General features: G+C 48.8%; 15 protein-coding genes and 1 tRNA gene. 10 read left to right on the forward strand and 6 right to left on the reverse strand.

What is annotated here, in order from left to right; translation table 11 throughout:
- Positions 1–54: 54 nt before the first annotated feature.
- Positions 55–129, reverse strand: a tRNA-Arg gene (locus tag HPY27_RS23790).
- A gap of 242 nt (positions 130–371) precedes the next feature.
- Here HPY27_RS23790 and rpoN point away from each other — a divergent pair.
- The 9 genes from rpoN (at position 372) to eno (ending at position 10613) form a co-directional block, all read left to right on the forward strand.
- Positions 372–1745: an RNA polymerase factor sigma-54 gene (rpoN, locus tag HPY27_RS23795; protein ID WP_173623923.1), complete on the forward strand. Its 1374-nt coding sequence runs from the start codon at positions 372–374 to the stop codon at positions 1743–1745.
- A gap of 5 nt (positions 1746–1750) precedes the next feature.
- Complete coding sequence (locus HPY27_RS23800) at positions 1751–2023, forward strand: glutaredoxin family protein (RefSeq protein WP_174226125.1); 273 nt, start codon at positions 1751–1753, stop codon at positions 2021–2023.
- A gap of 167 nt (positions 2024–2190) precedes the next feature.
- Entirely contained in the window at positions 2191–3216 is a 1026-nt protein-coding gene (locus HPY27_RS23805; protein WP_017251634.1) for a sugar-binding transcriptional regulator, read from the forward strand.
- An 18-nt stretch (positions 3217–3234) separates the two neighbouring features.
- Positions 3235–4599 carry a Na+/H+ antiporter NhaC family protein gene (locus tag HPY27_RS23810; protein ID WP_173623922.1) on the forward strand — a complete coding sequence of 455 codons (1365 nt, stop codon included), beginning with the start codon at positions 3235–3237 and terminating at the stop codon, positions 4597–4599.
- 19 nt (positions 4600–4618) lie between these two features.
- Positions 4619–5623, forward strand: coding sequence for a type I glyceraldehyde-3-phosphate dehydrogenase (gap, locus tag HPY27_RS23815; protein ID WP_007720484.1), 1005 nt, complete (start codon positions 4619–4621; stop codon positions 5621–5623).
- A 99-nt stretch (positions 5624–5722) separates the two neighbouring features.
- The gene (locus HPY27_RS23820) at positions 5723–6907 is read left to right on the forward strand and encodes a phosphoglycerate kinase (protein ID WP_069851533.1); all 1185 of its coding nucleotides are present in this window, start codon (positions 5723–5725) and stop codon (positions 6905–6907) included.
- 21 nt (positions 6908–6928) lie between these two features.
- Positions 6929–7687, forward strand: a complete 759-nt coding sequence (tpiA, locus tag HPY27_RS23825) for a triose-phosphate isomerase (RefSeq protein WP_173623920.1) — start codon at positions 6929–6931, stop codon at positions 7685–7687.
- A 12-nt stretch (positions 7688–7699) separates the two neighbouring features.
- On the forward strand, positions 7700–9241 hold the full coding sequence (gpmI, locus tag HPY27_RS23830; protein ID WP_017251639.1) for a 2,3-bisphosphoglycerate-independent phosphoglycerate mutase: 1542 nt from the start codon (positions 7700–7702) through the stop codon (positions 9239–9241).
- Between the two features lie 85 nt (positions 9242–9326).
- Complete coding sequence (gene eno, locus HPY27_RS23835; protein WP_069851539.1) at positions 9327–10613, forward strand: phosphopyruvate hydratase; 1287 nt, start codon at positions 9327–9329, stop codon at positions 10611–10613.
- Positions 10614–10785: 172 nt separating this feature from the next.
- On the opposite strand, the gene HPY27_RS23840 is transcribed toward eno, so the two are convergent.
- From HPY27_RS23840 to HPY27_RS23850, 3 genes are all read right to left on the reverse strand, one after another.
- Entirely contained in the window at positions 10786–11613 is an 828-nt protein-coding gene (locus tag HPY27_RS23840; protein WP_017251641.1) for an ABC transporter ATP-binding protein, read from the reverse strand.
- Between the two features lie 475 nt (positions 11614–12088).
- On the reverse strand, positions 12089–13126 hold the full coding sequence (locus tag HPY27_RS23845; RefSeq protein ID WP_017251643.1) for a FecCD family ABC transporter permease: 1038 nt from the start codon (positions 13124–13126) through the stop codon (positions 12089–12091).
- A complete protein-coding gene (locus HPY27_RS23850) occupies positions 13126–14133 on the reverse strand; it encodes a FecCD family ABC transporter permease (protein ID WP_017251644.1) in 1008 nt (335 codons plus the stop codon). The genes HPY27_RS23845 and HPY27_RS23850 overlap by 1 nt, the downstream gene beginning before the upstream one ends.
- A 183-nt stretch (positions 14134–14316) precedes the next feature.
- On the opposite strand from HPY27_RS23850, the gene HPY27_RS23855 reads away from it, so the two are divergent.
- Positions 14317–15327, forward strand: a complete 1011-nt coding sequence (locus HPY27_RS23855) for an ABC transporter substrate-binding protein (protein WP_174226126.1) — start codon at positions 14317–14319, stop codon at positions 15325–15327.
- Between the two features lie 42 nt (positions 15328–15369).
- Here HPY27_RS23855 and HPY27_RS23860 read toward each other — a convergent pair whose 3' ends face one another.
- Positions 15370–16608 carry a YjgB family protein gene (locus tag HPY27_RS23860; protein WP_174226127.1) on the reverse strand — a complete coding sequence of 413 codons (1239 nt, stop codon included), beginning with the start codon at positions 16606–16608 and terminating at the stop codon, positions 15370–15372.
- Entirely contained in the window at positions 16598–17122 is a 525-nt protein-coding gene (locus tag HPY27_RS23865) for an RNA polymerase sigma factor (protein ID WP_174226128.1), read from the reverse strand. The genes HPY27_RS23860 and HPY27_RS23865 overlap by 11 nt, the downstream gene beginning before the upstream one ends.
- Positions 17123–17163: the final 41 nt, after the last annotated feature.

Consider the following 17163-nt stretch of genomic DNA (forward strand, 5'->3'; position numbering starts at 1 on the left):
AACATAAAAAAGCGACCTCTGGAAGTCCAAGAGATCGCTTTGTCTTTATTAGTATGGTACGCCTGAAGGGAATCGAACCCCCGCACATGGTTCCGGAGACCATTGCTCTATCCACTGAGCTACAGGCGTATATTGTGACGACAATTTTCATTATAAAACATCGAGAATCTCAATGCAAACGAAAAAAAGTAGTTCAGCAGAAAAAACTAGTGATAAGGTAAGCGAGAGTGAAAAAGTCCATTGGTGAAGATCTTTCGACGTTTTTTGTGTTCTGCTTCATCAATTTGGCAGGAAAATTGCATGAGAGAACGAATATAATGAAAATAAAGAGTCATCGAGCAGCATGAGCAAGTGCGAAGGAGGCGGGCTTCATGAACATGGGATTGGGGTTATTTCAAGAACAAACACTGAAATTAGTGATGACGCCGGAATTACGCCAAGCGATTACCATATTGCAGTATTCAGCCATTGATCTCATCTCCTATTTGCAGGATCAGGCCAATGAAAATCCTGTTTTTGACCTTGAAGTTGCTGGAGAAGTCGCTTCTGCAAAAGCAGAGAAACCAGCTCCTGAGATTGACTGGAAAGAAATTGTGGGCAATCGCGCGACAGGTGAGTACGGTTCGTTGAAAAATGAAAGCACTTACAATCCGTTGGATTACGTCCAGCAAGGTGCGGAGACGCTGTACGAACATCTGGAGCGTCAACTCGGCTATGTAAAAGGATTCTCGTCGCTGCAAAAACAGATCGCTCTCTTTTTGATCGGGAATCTGGATGAGAAGGGTTATTTGGAAATTACACTGGAGGAAGCGAGTACGCGCCTAGGTGCTGAAATGCTGGAGATTGAGGACGTGTTGTCCGTCTTGCAGCATTTTGATCCAGTAGGCGTAGCTTCACGCAGCCTAGAAGAATGTCTTTTGCTGCAGCTCGAGCATTTGGCACTCGATGATGAAAAGATCGTTCAGGTCGTTCGCAACCACCTGCAAGATTTGGCGGACAATCGCTATCAGCGGATTGCAGACAAAATCGGGTGTACACCGCAAGAGGTACAGGCGATGGCAGACTTGATCCGTACGCTGAATCCGCGTCCAGGGGCGGCCTTTTCCGCAGTAGACACAAGATATGTCATTCCAGATGTGACGGTAGAGAAGGTCGGGAATGATTATGTAGTATTGGTCAATGATGTTGCTGCACCGCGGCTGAAAATCAACAGCTTCTATGAAAAGATGCTGAGCCAGCAAAAAAGTCAGGATGAAGCCAAGCAGTTCATTCACGATAAGCTGAATGCTGCTATGTGGCTGGCAAAAAGTCTGGAGCAGCGCCGCCTGACGCTCATGCGTGTAACTCAGGCCATCCTCGATATGCAACGGGAGTTTTTTGATCGGGGGATTCATTACTTAAAGCCCATGACACAAAAAGAAATAGCAGAGCGGGTCAGCCTGCATGAATCGACGATTAGTCGGGCAACCAGCAATAAATACGTCCAGACACCGCGTGGAATCTTTGAACTGAAGTATTTCTTTACGTCAGCACTCTCTACATCTAGCGGGGAAGTGACTTCTTCTGAGAGTGTTAAGCGCAGAATCAAAGCACTGATCGAACAAGAAGATCGGAAGTCTCCGTTATCTGATCAAAAGCTGGGTGAGATGCTGCTTACAGAGGGGATTGAAATCTCCCGCCGTACGGTTGCCAAGTACCGGGAAGAAATGCTGATCCCATCGTCAGCTAAACGAAAGAGGTTTTAACGGGCATGAATGAAGAAACGTTTGAAATTGTCTTGTACGGGAGAAAAAAATGTCATTTGTGCGACGAGGTGGAGCTCTACATCCGCAGTTTGGCGAAGGAGCTCCCCCTTCGTATGCGCATGGTTGATATTGAAAGTGATCCGGTCTTGCATGAAGAAATGATGTTTGTCATTCCAGTAGTCGAGATTGATGGAGAAATCGTATTTCGTTCCATTACACATGTGGTGACGCTAGAGGAGCTGCGAGACGAATTACATAGACGTGCCGCTCGGTCATGAGTGGCACTTTTTTATAGGGACTCGGGGGAACTTGCAAGATATTGTTAAATATGATACATTCAAGTTGTAGCAAGTGATCTTTTTTTTGCACCAATCGGGACAAAAAATGTATATACAGGGACTTTTAACGTCCCGATCAACAATTTGTAACCAAGGAAGAAGGCAAAATGCGACGTTTACTGGAACTGCAACAAAAATTGTTGCCTGACTTGATTCAGGTTTTGCGTCAGCGGTACATGTTGCTCCGATCCATCTATCATTTGCAGCCGATTGGCAGAAGAGGTCTAGCTCAAGCCATGGATACTACTGAGCGTATTTTGCGGGCAGAAGTGGAACTGCTAAAAGAGACGGGGCTCCTTCATGTAACGGCTGCGGGAATGAGCCTGAGTGAAGAAGGGCAACAAGTCTTGGACGACATGGAGCCTCTCGTCGGAGACCTATTCGGCCTTACTGACTTGGCGGAACGCCTGCAAAAAAAGCTGGGCATATCAGAAGTGATTGTGGTGCAGGGCAATGCAGACCAATCGCCTTGGGTAAAGGAAGAGCTGGGACGGGTAGGGGCAAGGGTACTCAAACAGGTCGTGCAAGAAGGAGACATTGTAGCGGTAACAGGTGGTTCATCCATCGCCAGCGTAGCAAGTCATCTGACGCCTTCTGCTTCGTTCAAAAACGTTCAGTTTGTCCCTGCTCGCGGTGGACTGGGAGAACGCGTAGAGCTACAAGCGAATACGCTCGCTTCCGCCATGGCAGCGAAAACAGGTGCTTCTTATCGGCTTCTTCACGTACCGGATCGCCTCCATCCAGAAGCCTTGCAGACATTGGTCAAAGAGCCGCAAGTGCAAGATGTGCTGTCGCTCTTGGGCGAGACTCGAATCGTTTTGCATGGAATCGGGGATGCCGTCACGATGGCGAGAAGGCGGAATTATTCTGAGGAAGAGCTCGCAGAATTAGGGGAGACGGGTGCTGTATCAGAAGCATTCGGTTACTACTTTAATGAAGCGGGAGAAACGGTCCACAGAATGCCGACAATTGGTTTACAGCTAGAGGAAGTGCACAAGGCAGAAACCGTGCTCTCCATTGCGGGGGGCGAAAGCAAGGCAAAAGCGATTCTTTCCTTTGCTAAGCAATCGTGTCAGAATGTACTCATTACGGACGAAGGGGCAGCTTACACGCTGTTGTCCGCACGATTGTAACGGAAGGAAGTCGGTCGCATGTCTATCACATCGGTAACACCCATCTTGGCAATGATCGCTGGCATCATTTTGAGCCTATCGCTCGGTTTTCCGATCGCATGGGGGATTGTTTTTGCGATCTTGGTCACACTGGTTAGTGTAAAAAGATTGGGTTATCCGTGGAAGCAGCAGTTCGTGTTTGGCTGGGAAGGTGTCCAAAAGGCAAAGCCCGTCCTTACGATTCTGTTTTTAGTAGGACTCTTGATTCCGCTTTTAATGATGGGAGGAACTATACCCGCCATCATTTACTACGGATTGTCGATTGTGAATGTCGAGTATTTGTTCGTTCTCTCTTTTCTGTTGACCACAGGCGTCAGTTATTTATTGGGTACATCAATCGGTACGCTGAGTACGATTGGGCTGTCTCTGATGGGCATCGCACACGCAGCAGGGATATCACCTGCGATCGTAGGAGGTGCGCTCATCTCTGGAGCGATGGTGGGGGAACGTTTCTCACCGATATCCAGCAGTCGTTTACTGGTGCTTTCCAATGTCGGTATGACAGAAGAGCAGGAAAGAAGAATACGGCGTCCTGCTTTGCTTACGGTAGCGATTTGCGCGTTACTTTTCCTGATTCTTGATCTGTTTCGACCTCAGGCGAGCTCGACGGATACCATTCAAATGTACCAGGAGCTGTTAGTCAGTCATTTTTCTGTACATTGGCTACTCATGCTGCCTCTCGTCGTGTTAATTGCATCTTTCGCACTGAGAGTAAAAGCTGTGAAGGCATTGTTTTACGGTATCGGAGCCAGTGCGATTCTAGTCGGGATCAATGGGAATTTGGATGTGAAGACGTTTTTTACATCGATGCTAGTTGGATTTGAGCTTCATTCAGGAACGCCGCTGGATCAACTGGTCCATGGGGGCGGGATGTTCGCCATATTCAGTGTTCTGGCGTTAATCATTCTCGCAGGCTTTTTAAACGGCATTTTGAACAGAGCCAATTTATTAACCCCCATCGTAGACAAAATGATGGGCCATACAAAAAATAAGACGGTATTGGTAGCGAAGGCAGCGGCATTATCGCTGTTAGTGGTCATCATCAGCTGTAATCAAACCATTCCAATATTGGTTCTCGGCTCTACTCTTCTCGGACGGTTCTCCCAATGGGAGGGAGGGCGCGAGCTGTTGGGCAAGACGATGTTGGACTCCACAGTTGTCATGCCTGTACTGATCCCATGGAACGGTCTATCGATGATGATGGCACTCACGTTAGGTGTTTCGACGATCCAGACATTGCCCTTTGTGTTTTTTCCAATCTTATTACCGATTGTGACGATATTATCGACCCGCTGTTTTTCGCCAGAGGGCAGGTTTCTCGCGATGAAGAATAAAGCTAGCTAATGAGCAGGAGGTATACATTATGGTAAAAGTAGGTATTAACGGATTTGGTCGTATCGGTCGTAACGTATTTCGTGCAGCACTGAACAATCCGAATGTAGAAATCGTGGCGGTCAATGACCTGACAGATGCACACACACTGGCTCACCTTTTGAAATATGACACCGTTCATGGTGTTCTGAACGTGAGCGTTGAAGCTTCCGAAAACACGCTCATCGTTGACGGCAAAGAAATCAAGGTGTTGGCAGAGCGCGACCCAGCTCAACTCAAATGGGCAGATTACGGTGTTGAAATTGTAGTGGAATCGACTGGACGCTTCACGAAGCGCGAAGATGCAGCGAAGCACCTGGAAGGTGGCGCGAAAAAAGTCATCATCTCCGCTCCAGCAACAAACGAAGACATTACAGTCGTAATCGGTGTAAACGAAGACAAGTACGATCCAGCTCAACACACTGTAATCTCCAACGCATCCTGCACAACGAACTGCTTGGCGCCTTATGCGAAGGTTCTCAATGAAAAATTCGGTATCGTACGCGGATTGATGACAACCGTTCACTCTTACACCAATGACCAACAAATTCTCGACCTGCCGCACAAAGATTTGCGCCGTGCCCGTGCAGCTGCGGAGAACATCATTCCAACCTCTACAGGAGCGGCAAAAGCGGTAGCACTCGTACTGCCTGAGCTGAAAGGCAAGCTGAATGGTTTCGCAATGCGCGTACCAACTCCAAACGTATCCGTAGTAGACTTGGTTGTTGAGTTGAAGACTGATGCAACTGTTGAAGAAATCAACAACGCTCTGAAAGAAGCGGCAGAAGGCCCACTCAAAGGCATTCTCGGCTACTCCGAAGAGCCACTCGTATCGTCTGATTACAATGGAAACCCTGCATCCTCCACAATTGATGCTTTGTCTACAATGGTACTGGAAGGAAACATGGTGAAAGTCGTTTCCTGGTACGATAACGAGTGGGGTTACTCCAATCGTGTCGTAGACTTGTGTCATTATGTTGCACAGCGCGGCTTCTAACACGTAAAATAGAACTGTTGTGGAAAAAAAGGGAGAGCAATCTCCCTTTTCCCATATCTTTTTTCCGAATAAAAAGCCAATGATTTGGGAGGATCGTTCATGAACAAGAAATCTATCCGCGATGTTGAGCTGGCAGGCAAGCGCGTATTCTGCCGCGTCGACTTTAACGTGCCGATGCAGGACGGGGTAATCACCGACGATACACGCATTCGTGCTGCTGTACCAACCATCCGTTTCATGATGGAGGCAGGAGCCAAAGTAATCCTGGCGAGCCATTTTGGGCGACCTAAAGGCCAAGTAGTGGAAGAGATGCGTCTTACTCCTGTCGCCGCACATCTATCCTCGCTCTTGGGCAAGGACGTGCGTAAGCTGGAGGATTGCCATGGTGCTGACGTAGAAGCGGCAGTAGAACGGATGGAGTCTGGCGACGTCATTCTGTTGGAAAACGTGCGCTTCCATGCGGGAGAAGAAAAGAACGATCCAGAACTGGCAAAAAGCTTTGCGGCCTTGGCTGATCTGTTTGTCAATGATGCTTTCGGGACAGCTCACCGGGCACATGCTTCTACAGCGGGAATCGCTGAGTACATACCAGCAGTTGCAGGCTTGTTGATGGAGAAGGAGATTCGCTTCATGGGCGGAGCCTTGTCCAATCCGGAGCGTCCGTTTACAGCGATTGTCGGCGGTGCAAAAGTAAAAGATAAGATTGCTGTCATTGAAAATTTGTTGACCAAAGTCGATCACCTGATTATCGGCGGCGGTATGGCGAATACATTCCTCAAAGCACAGGGTTACGGTATTGGTGCTTCTCTGTGTGAAGACGACAAGCTCGATCTCGCACGTACGTTGATGGATCAGGCAAAAGAGCGCGGCGTTCAATTGCTGATGCCAGTTGATGTTGTGGTAGCTGACCGTTTTGCGGCAGATGCCGAGAAGAAGGTCGTAGCAATTGATGCGATTCCAGAGGGCTGGATGGCACTCGATATTGGGCCAAAAACAGTAGAGCAGTACCACAGCGTCATTGTAGAATCCAAAACAGTGGTGTGGAACGGTCCGATGGGCGTATTTGAAATGGATGCTTTTGCAGGCGGCACGATTGGTGTAGCCAAGGCGATGGCAGCATGCAGCGGTACGACCATCATCGGTGGTGGGGATTCCGTAGCAGCTGTGGAGAAAGCAGGCGTTGCCGAGCAGATGACACACATTTCTACAGGCGGCGGAGCGTCTCTGGAATTCATGGAAGGCAAGGAACTGCCAGGCGTAGCTGTGTTGGCAGATAATCAATAAGAGCGAAGAGGGGGAGTTTGCATGCGAACACCAATTATCGCGGGGAACTGGAAGATGTTCAAGACGATGGCCGAGGCAAGAGCATTTGCGCAGGATGCCAAGGCAGGCAACAATACTTCCGGGGTACAAAAAGTCATTTGCGCACCATTTACAGCGTTGGCTGCACTTAAGGAAGAACTGGCGGGCACGGATATTGCCATCGGCGCGCAAAACATGCATTTTGAAGAGCAGGGTGCTTATACAGGGGAAATCAGCGCGTCCATGCTCAAAGAAATCGGTGTGGAGTACGTGATCCTTGGTCACTCCGAGCGCCGTCAATATTTCAATGAAACAGATGAGACCGTGAACAAAAAGGTTGTAGCCGCATTAGCAGCAGGTCTCGTACCGATTGTGTGCGTAGGCGAGAGTCTGGAGCAGCGGGAAGCGGGCGAGACAGCTGACGTCGTTCGTACGCAGACAGAAGGTGCCTTTGCTGGAGTGGACGCTGCACAAGTGGCAGATACCGTTATTGCATACGAGCCGATTTGGGCGATTGGCACAGGCAAGTCTTCCACGGCAGAGGATGCCAATGAAACGATTGCCATTATTCGTAGCGTAATCGGTGAACGCTTCGGACAAGCGACAGCTGAAAAAGTGCGCATTCAATACGGCGGAAGCGTAAAGCCGGAAAACATCGCAAGCTACATGTCACAGCCGGATATCGACGGAGCATTGGTCGGTGGAGCGAGTCTTGTAGCGGACAGTTACTTGCAGCTAGTGGCAGGAGCTACGTCGCGATAGGAGGAGAAAGCAATGGCACAAAGACCAAAACCGGTTGCCCTTTTGATTGTAGATGGTTTTGCTCTGCGTAACGAGACGCATGGAAACGCAGTAGCACAAGCCAACAAGCCGAATTTCGACCGTTACTGGAACCAATACCCTCACGCGACACTGGAGGCAAGCGGGCTGGCTGTTGGGCTTCCAGAAGGACAGATGGGGAACTCCGAAGTAGGCCATCTCAATATCGGCGCAGGGCGTGTTGTTTATCAGGATTTGACGCGCATTACCAAGTCGATTCAAGAAGGCGCTTTTTTTGAAAACGAAACACTGATCGCTGCTTTCCAGCACGCGAAGCAAAACGGCAAGCAGCTTCATCTGTTCGGGCTTTTGTCCGATGGTGGTGTACACAGTCACATTAACCACCTGTTTGCAATGCTCGAGTTGGCGAAAAAGCAGGACTTTGCGGATGTGTTCATCCACGGTTTCCTCGATGGTCGCGATGTATCGCCTGACAGTGCAGTGGGATATATCGAACAGCTGCAAGCCAAAATCGCAGAGATCGGCGTTGGTCGCATTGCTACCGTACAAGGTCGCTACTACGCGATGGATCGGGACAAACGCTGGGAGCGCGTAGAGAAGGCGTATCGTGCCATGGTGTACGCAGATGCTCCGGCTTATCGCGATCCGGTTCAAGCAGTGAAAGAATCCTACGAAAAGTCCATTATGGATGAGTTCGTCATGCCAACCGTGATTCTCGATGAGGCAGGAAAACCAGTGACGACCGTTCAAAGCGGCGATTCGGTTATTTTTTATAATTTCCGCCCGGATCGTGCGATTCAAATGTCGCAAGCCTTTACGAATGAAGATTTCCGTGGCTTTGACCGCGGAGATGAGCGTCCACGCGATCTGCATTTTGTGTGCCTGACGCATTTTTCCGAGACAGTTGACGGGTATGTCGCTTACAAGCCTTCCAATCTGGATAACACGTTGGGAGAGGTGCTTTCCCAGCAAGGCTTGAAGCAGTTGCGCATTGCCGAGACGGAGAAATATCCGCATGTGACGTTCTTCTTCAGTGGCGGGCGTGAAAAGGAGTTTCCAGGTGAGACGCGTATCTTGATTCCTTCGCCAAAAGTGGCGACGTACGACCTGCAGCCGGAGATGAGTGCACCAGAGCTGACAGACGCAGTTGTGGCTGAGATCGAGGCGGAAAATTTTGATGCGATCATCCTGAACTTTGCCAACTGCGACATGGTTGGTCATTCCGGTATGATGGAGCCAACGATCAAAGCAGTCGAGACGGTCGATGCATGCTTGGGCCGAGTGGTCGATGCCATCGTAGCAAAAGGCGGCGTAGCCGTCATCACAGCTGACCACGGCAACGCGGATCTGATGCTGGATGAAGCGGGACGTCCGATTACTTCACACAGTACGTATCCGGTGCCTGTAATCGTGACTAAAGACGGGGCTGCTCTGCGCGAAGACGGTATTTTGGCCGACTTGTCCCCAACGCTTTTAGAGCTTTTGGGGGTAGCGCAACCGGTTGAAATGACAGGCAAATCGTTACTTGCAAAATAGACTTTACTGGGACACACTGTAAGGGTAGCTTGGCGTTTATCGAAATAGATTGTAAGTGCACATGAAAAAAGGAGATGGACGAGAAATGGCAATGATTACTGACATTTATGCACGCGAAATTATGGACTCCCGCGGTAATCCAACTGTGGAAGTAGAAGTGTATCTCGAAGATGGCTCGATGGGTCGCGCAGATGTTCCATCTGGAGCGTCTACAGGTGCGTATGAAGCAGTTGAGCTTCGCGACGGTGACAAATCCCGCTACTTGGGTAAAGGCGTTCTGAAAGCTGTAGAGAACGTGAATGAAATCATTGCTCCTGAACTGATCGGCATGGACGCTCTCGATCAAGTTGGCATCGATATGGCGATGATTCAGCTCGACGGTACACCAAACAAAGCCAAGCTAGGCGCAAACGCGATTCTCGGCGTGTCCATGGCAGTAGCACGTGCAGCTGCAGACTCTCTCGGCGTTCCTCTCTACAACTACCTCGGTGGCTTCAACGCGAGAATGTTGCCAGTTCCTATGATGAACATCCTGAACGGTGGTAAGCACGCAGACAACACTGTAGACATTCAGGAATTCATGGTCATGCCAGTAGGTGCTACTTCCTTCAAGGAAGCGCTGCGCACAGGTGCGGAAATTTTCCACTCCCTGAAAAAAGTATTGGGTGAAAAAGGTCTGAGCACAGCAGTAGGGGATGAGGGTGGCTTCGCTCCAAACCTGAAATCCAACGAAGAAGCGATCACAACCATTTTGGATGCGATCAAGGCAGCAGGCTATGAGCCAGGTAAAGACGTGTTCCTCGCACTGGACGTTGCAGCTACAGAAATGTTCAAAGATGGCAAATACCACTTCGAAGGCGAAGGCGTTGTGAAAACAACAGAAGAAATGATCGCGTTCTACGAAGATCTGGTAAGCAAATACCCAATCATCTCTATCGAAGACGGTTTGTCTGAAGACGACTGGGATGGCTGGAAAGCACTGACTGACAAGCTGGGTAGCAAAGTTCAGCTGGTAGGCGACGACTTGTTCGTAACGAACACCGAGCGTCTGGCTCGCGGAATCGAAACCTCTACAGGTAACTCCATTCTGGTAAAAGTAAACCAAATCGGTACGCTGACAGAAACCTTCGAAGCAATCGAAATGGCGAAGCTGGCTGGCTATACTGCGGTGATCTCCCACCGTTCCGGTGAAACCGAAGACTCTACGATTTCGGATATCGCAGTGGCTACAAATGCAGGTCAAATCAAGACTGGTGCGCCTTCCCGCACTGACCGCGTAGCGAAGTACAACCAATTGCTGCGTATTGAAGACGAACTCGCTGATACAGCTCGTTTTGGCGGTCGTTCTGCATTCTACAACCTGAAGAAGTAAGCTTACATGATTGATAGATAAAAAGAACAGTGGCAGTCCAGGATGCAAGAAAGTCCGGGACTGCCACTGTTCTTTTTGTAGGATGAAAGAAACATGCCATTGCACTCAAGTTTTTGCATACGAAAAAAGACTGCCCATACTACTGATGGACAGTCTTTTTGTTGTTTGGCGTTTATGACATGGCGAATGCTTTGGGTTCGGCCTGCACAAAGCCCAGGCGGCTTTTACTGTACGGGATGCACATAGGAGTTCCGTACAGCGGGTCTTGCGTAATTTGGCAATCCATATCGAAAACCGTACGGACAAGGTCGGTCGTCAGTACTTCGTTTGGAGCCCCTTCTGCCACTACGGTCTGATTGTGAACGGCAACGATATGATGGGCATAGCGGCAAGCGAGATTCAGATCGTGAAGAACCATGACGATGGTGCGCTGTTCTGTTTGATTCAGTTCAAACAACAGGTCCAAAATCTCAATCTGATGCGACATATCCAAATAAGTCGTAGGCTCATCCAGCAAAATCGTTTCGGTGCCTTGGGCGAGCGTCATCGCGATCCAGGCGCGTTGACGTTGTCCGCCAGAGAGACTGTCGACGGCACGGTTAGCCATATCCGTGAGTTGAGTAGCTGCCAATGCTTTGTTGACCATCTGCTCGTCTTCTTCTGACCATTGCTGTAGCCAGTTTTGATAAGGATAGCGTCCTTGTTTGACCAATTGCAGAATCGTTAATCCTTCTGGTGCAGATGGGCCTTGAGGAAGGATGGCAAGACGTTTGGCTACCTCTTTGGTAGAGCGCTTTGCGATTGATTCTCCTTCAAGCAGGATGGCACCTTCCTTTGGTTTGAGTAAACGTGCCAGAGAGCGCAGCAATGTCGATTTACCACTGCCATTACTACCAATGAAAACAGTTATTTTTCCACGCGGGATGTTTAAATCTAATGCTTCAATGATGTTGCGTTCTCCGTACGATAACGTAAGCCGTTGGGTTTCCAAAGCTTGCATATGGGTTGGACTCCTTTCAAACGCATAGGAAGTTAAAAAATATATTCAGGGCCGCATGTGGCTATGGTGGGAGCAGAATATTTCCAGTCTAGGCTCCAGGCTACGTCCCACTGGAAGCGTGCACTGTCCGCTCCGAAGGACTCCACAAGTCGCTACGTCTGGAAATATTTTTCTCTGGCGTTACTGATCACATTCATCAATCTTTTAAAGGCTTTTTAAAATCCGTATAGCACGACAGCTCGTAGAGGAAACAGGAGAAATAAGCGAAGATCTTTGGCACGCCGACCGAGACGGAATGCAAAAAGCGAGACACGTTCTTAAGCCTCCACCTCTGAAAAACTTCCGGAAAGAACCACTTTGGACGCGGTTTCGCTTTTTGCATGGAGTCGGGCAGTGAATCCCTCAGTGGGTGGGACAAGAAGCTGAGCGTTTTCTCCTGTTTCCTCCCACCACCACAGCGGGACAAAGTTCTTTACTAGCGATTTCGGTTTTTGTACAGCAAGTAGATGAAAAACGGAGCGCCGATGGCAGAGGTGAATACCCCTACAGGCACTTCGATTGGTGAAAAAGCCATCCGTGCAATCAAATCCGCAAGCAATACGATAATGGCACCCAAGAAAGCCGAGAGTGTCATGGCACCGCCAAAGGACGGACCAATCAGTTGTTTGGCAATGTGTGGCGCCAGCAAAGCTACAAAGCTGATGTCTCCTCCAACAGAGACGGCTGTTCCCGTCAAAGCCGCGCAAATCATGAGCAGGAGGAAGCGATCCAATTGCAAGGAACTGCCGAGACTCGTTGCCAGATCATCGCCGAGCTGTTGAATGTTCACGCGTCTAGCAAGTAAGGCGGCTACGAGAATCAGTCCGACGACCCACGGCAAAATCATGAATACGTCGTTCCAGGCAACGCCGTAGATGCTTCCTGTCAGCCAGAGCAATGCCTTATTTTGCAGCAAAAACGGGCTGAACATGATCAGCATGGTGACAATGGCACCCGCTGCGATTTTGATTCCAACACCGATCATGACGAGACGAAGCGGCGTAACTCCTTTTTTCCAAGAGAGGGCATACAGCAGGAATGTTGTCAATGTCGCTCCCAAAAAAGCGATGGGAGGAAGCCATTTGATGCTCGCTGTTTCAAATAGGATCAAAAAGCCGACTGCAAAAACAGATGCTCCACCGGATACTCCAAGAATATCTGGGGAAGCCAACGGATTGCGGACGAGGCCCTGCATGATGGCACCAGCAACGGCAAGTGCGGCACCTACCAGAATAGCGATGACGATGCGTGGCAGGCGAAATTGCTCCACAATCAAAGCATTCTCTTCTGAACCGATTCCCAACAAAACTTTGACCACATCGAGCGGGGCGATTTTCATTTCACCCATTCCGAGACTGACAACCGCCACTGCGATGACGATCAGCAAGGCGAGTAGCGAAAACCAGATCGTCTTTTTATGTAGCTGAAACGATGAAAAGCGCTTGCCGATGCGAAGAGACAGGTAGTGTTTCATTATTTATCCAGCCCCTTGCGTGCGACATAGATGAAGAAAGGAATCCCGATCAGGGCTGTCATTACTCCAATAGGAACTTCTGAAGGCATTGCGATATACCGAGCGCCGATGTCTGCTAACAGCAGTAGGATGGAACCGAGTAGACCGCTGTACAAAAGCACCCAGCGAGTGTCGATTCCAACGAGATAGCGGGCCAGATGCGGAGTAACCAATCCGACAAAACCAATGGGTCCAGCAACAGCAACCGCGCAACCGGATAAGAGAACAATGACGATTCCAACACTGAATTTGACCAATAATGTGCGCTGTCCGAGACCTTTTGCTACGTCATCACCCATCAATAAGGTTTGAATCGGACGTGCGAGGACAAAAGCAGCGATCCAGGCGATGATCATATAAGGAAAGACAGTGGCTAAATACTCCAGCTTTCTGCCTCCGACTGACCCTGCTAGCCAGAACAGCACCTCGTCAGTAGCTTTTTCATTAAGGACCATCATGCCGTGTCGGATTGAGGAAGCCAAAGCGGTGATAGCTGCACCCGCTAGAACCAGCTTCACAGGTGAAAGCCCATCTCTGCCGAATGAACCGAGCAAGTAAACGATCAAACCTGCTACAGCGGCTCCTAAAAAGGAAATCCACGTAAACTGAGTCAAGGAGCTGATTCCGACAAAAGTAACGGCGAACACAACAAAAAGAGAAGCACCTGCATTAAGACCGAACAGTTCAACGTCTGCAACAGGGTTTCTCGTCAAGGATTGGAGCAGAGTTCCGGCCAAGCCGAGGCAAAAACCGACCGTAAGCGCATTGAGCACACGCGGTACTCGCACTTCTTTAATGACAATGTGCTCATTGGAGCCGTTGAAATTCGTGTAGGCATCAATCGCAGTTTGCCAACTTGTGTCAATGACGCCAAAGATGAGGCTGGCATAACTGAGGTAAGTCAGGAGAAGAAGGGCGAATATCACTCCCAGAATTTTACGAAAGTTGCTAGCTAAAAAAGAATTCATGATGGCTACATCCTTATTTCTTAGATGGTTTCATAGTTAAGTGTAGAGCTACATAAAGGAAGTGTCAATGACGTTGATAGTCATTATCATTTTGTGATTGACTTTTGACAAGCAGGGGAGTAGGATAGACTCTGTCATTGATATGAATTCTCATTATAGAAAAGGGAAAGGGGTCCTTTCATCATGTTTTCTCGTACATATCGGACCACAAGCGGTAAAGCTTTCTTTGCTGTCTTAATGGCGCTCTTACTGGTTGTTACAGGTTGTGGTACTCCGCAAGCAAGTGAACAAAAGCCGGCAGAACAAAAGCCTGCTGATCAAGCAACAGGCAATTCGGAGGGTTCCGGCCAAAGCTACACAGTGAAACACGCGATGGGCGAAACAACCATTAAAGGTACACCAGAACGCATCGTTATGTTGACTAACCAAGGTACAGAAACCTTGATGGCTCTTGGTGTGAAGCCAGTAGGGGCTGTAGGCTCGACCGTTGATCCTACTCAATTCTACGATTTCACCAAGTCTTTCCTTGAGGGTACAAAATCCGTAGGTACAGAAGGTCAACCTAACCTGGAAGCAATCGCTGCACTGAAACCTGACCTGATTCTGGGTATGAAATTCCGTCACGAAAAAATTTATCAACAATTGACTGCAATTGCTCCAACGGTATTCGTTGACGAGCCACGCGGCGACTGGAAAGAAAACTTCTCCTTGTTCTCAGAAGCAGTTAACAAAAAGGCTGAGGGTGAAAAAGTCCTCGCTGACTGGAACAAGCGCGTAGAAGAATTCAAAACAAAAGCTGGCGACAAGCTGAACACAAAAGTATCCGTTGTGCGCTTCATGCCAGGTAAAGTTCGTATCTACTACAAAAACACCTTCACTGGCGCGATCTTCAAAGACCTTGGCCTGGCACGTCCAGCTTCCCAAGACAAAGACGATTTCGCAGCAGAAGTAACCAAAGAGCGCATTCCAGAAATGGACGGCGACATCATGTTCTACTTCACGTACGAAACAGGCAAAGGCGAGGCTTCCAAGCTGGAGCAAGAGTGGACGAACGATCCTCTCTGGAAAAACCTGAACGTCGTGAAAAACAATAAAGCATTCAAAGTGGATGACACCATCTGGAATACTTCCGGTGGCGTAATCGCAGCCAATAAAGTACTGGATGAGCTGGAAGGCTACATCATCGGTAAATAATGAAAAAAAGACGGGACTGATGCTCCCGTCTTTTTTGTGTGGTTATCCTGCCATGTTGTTGAATGTTCCTCGTGGGTAGTAAATGTTTACGTGATCGATGTAGAGGGTGTTTGGGTCATCGGTCATGATACCTGAGAAAATGAATTTTAATTCATAATCAGGGGTTACCTTGTAGGTGTAGATGGTTTGGCCGCCTGTTGTGGTTTTGCTAGCAGGCTCCCCAAGTGTTTCACGCACCTCGGCAAGTGTGATTGCTTGCAGGCGTGGGTCGTAGGAGCGAATATCAACGATCTGCATTCCTTTATTAAAGGCGAAGACTAGATTGAGATCCCGGTACGTATTGTACGTGATGCCATTGACGAAGGAGACGACATCCGGTTTGCCCAGCTGTTTTTCTGCGTCATCGAACACATCTTTTTCTACCCGATACTGACTGCCAAAGATTTGGCCTTTTTGAGCCAGATCACGCACGCTTTGTAACATCTCAGCATTGTTCGCATACAGCATGAGATTTTTGTTTCCTTGCGGGTAATACAGTTGGTATTCAACAAGAATCAGGTCTTCCTTGCTCGTGCTTTCTGATCCTTGGAAGTGAAATTTCACCTGATAGTTGTTTGTGACATCGTAGGTGTAAATCGTTTGATTGCCAAACTCACTGATACGCCCCGGCTTTCCCCAGCTCTTTTCGACGGCAGACAGTCTGATTTGCTGCAAACGTGAATCTGTCCTGCGCATGTCTACGATCTGCATACCTTTGTTGTAGCCAAACAAGACCTCTTTTTTCGGGTAGGCGGAGTAGATCAATCCATTTGCTGTGTAGGTTTTCTCAGGCTTTCCCCAGCCCTGTTCAACTTCGTCTACCGTTTTTTCCAGAACGAAAGGAAGGGAGATGACTCTGCCTTCTTTCGCATTTGAGCGAATTTGTGACAAGAGCTCCTCTGACTGCGGAGTAAGCGGTGTCGTTACCCTGTTGATTGGACCCGGTCCCGGAGAAGCGGTAGGAGAGCCAGGAGCAACAGGTGCAACGGTGTCTGGTAAAGTGCTCTGGTGTTGGTTCGTAAGGAGAGAGGCTCCCAGCCAGACGGTCGCAGCGAGCACAGAGCAGAGGGCCAATCCCTTGCCAAGAGCAGAGAAACCACGATAAGAAGCAGTCCTTCCAGATTTGCTTCCATTTGTTTGGCGAATAGCAGATACGATCTCTTGCTTTTTTTCTCCGCTCATTTTCATATCCGGCATTCCTTGTAATTTCCCTAGTAAGTCATGGTCTGAATTAGATCGCATCGCCAATCATCTCCTTTTTCTCACGCTCAAGTATTTCCCTGACAGCCTTCATGGCACGGTGCAGTGTCACGTTTACTTTGTTTTCGGACCACCCAAGTATTTCAGCCGTCTCCTTGGAGGACAGTCCTTTGACTCCACGCAAAATGAGCACCTCGCGAAAAGCGGGCTTTACTTCACGGATTGCATGATAAAGTGCTTGCTGTTCCTCATGTACGTGCAGAATTTCTTCCGGTGTTTTTTCTTCCGTCTCTACATTTGCCAGCCATTTATCTGGCAGCCAATTACGAAGACGTTGCTTTCGTTTATGATCGATGGCGGTATTCCTCGCGATCGTCAATAGCCATGTTTTCGGTTGCGATCTGCCTTCGAATGCATCCAGAGACCGAAACGCTTTTAAAAAGACATCCTGGACGAGGTCTTCTACATCGCGGGTTCCTGTGTAGTAAATAAGAAATTTGTAAATATCATCGCCATAGCGCAGGAACCATTGCTCCATTAAACCGTTTTTGTCCATAGCTGAACCACCTTTTGTACGTTCTACTTGTAATTTGACGA

Origin of the sequence: Brevibacillus sp. HB1.1 (assembly GCF_013332445.1) — a bacterium.
Lineage (GTDB): Bacteria > Bacillota > Bacilli > Brevibacillales > Brevibacillaceae > Brevibacillus > Brevibacillus porteri.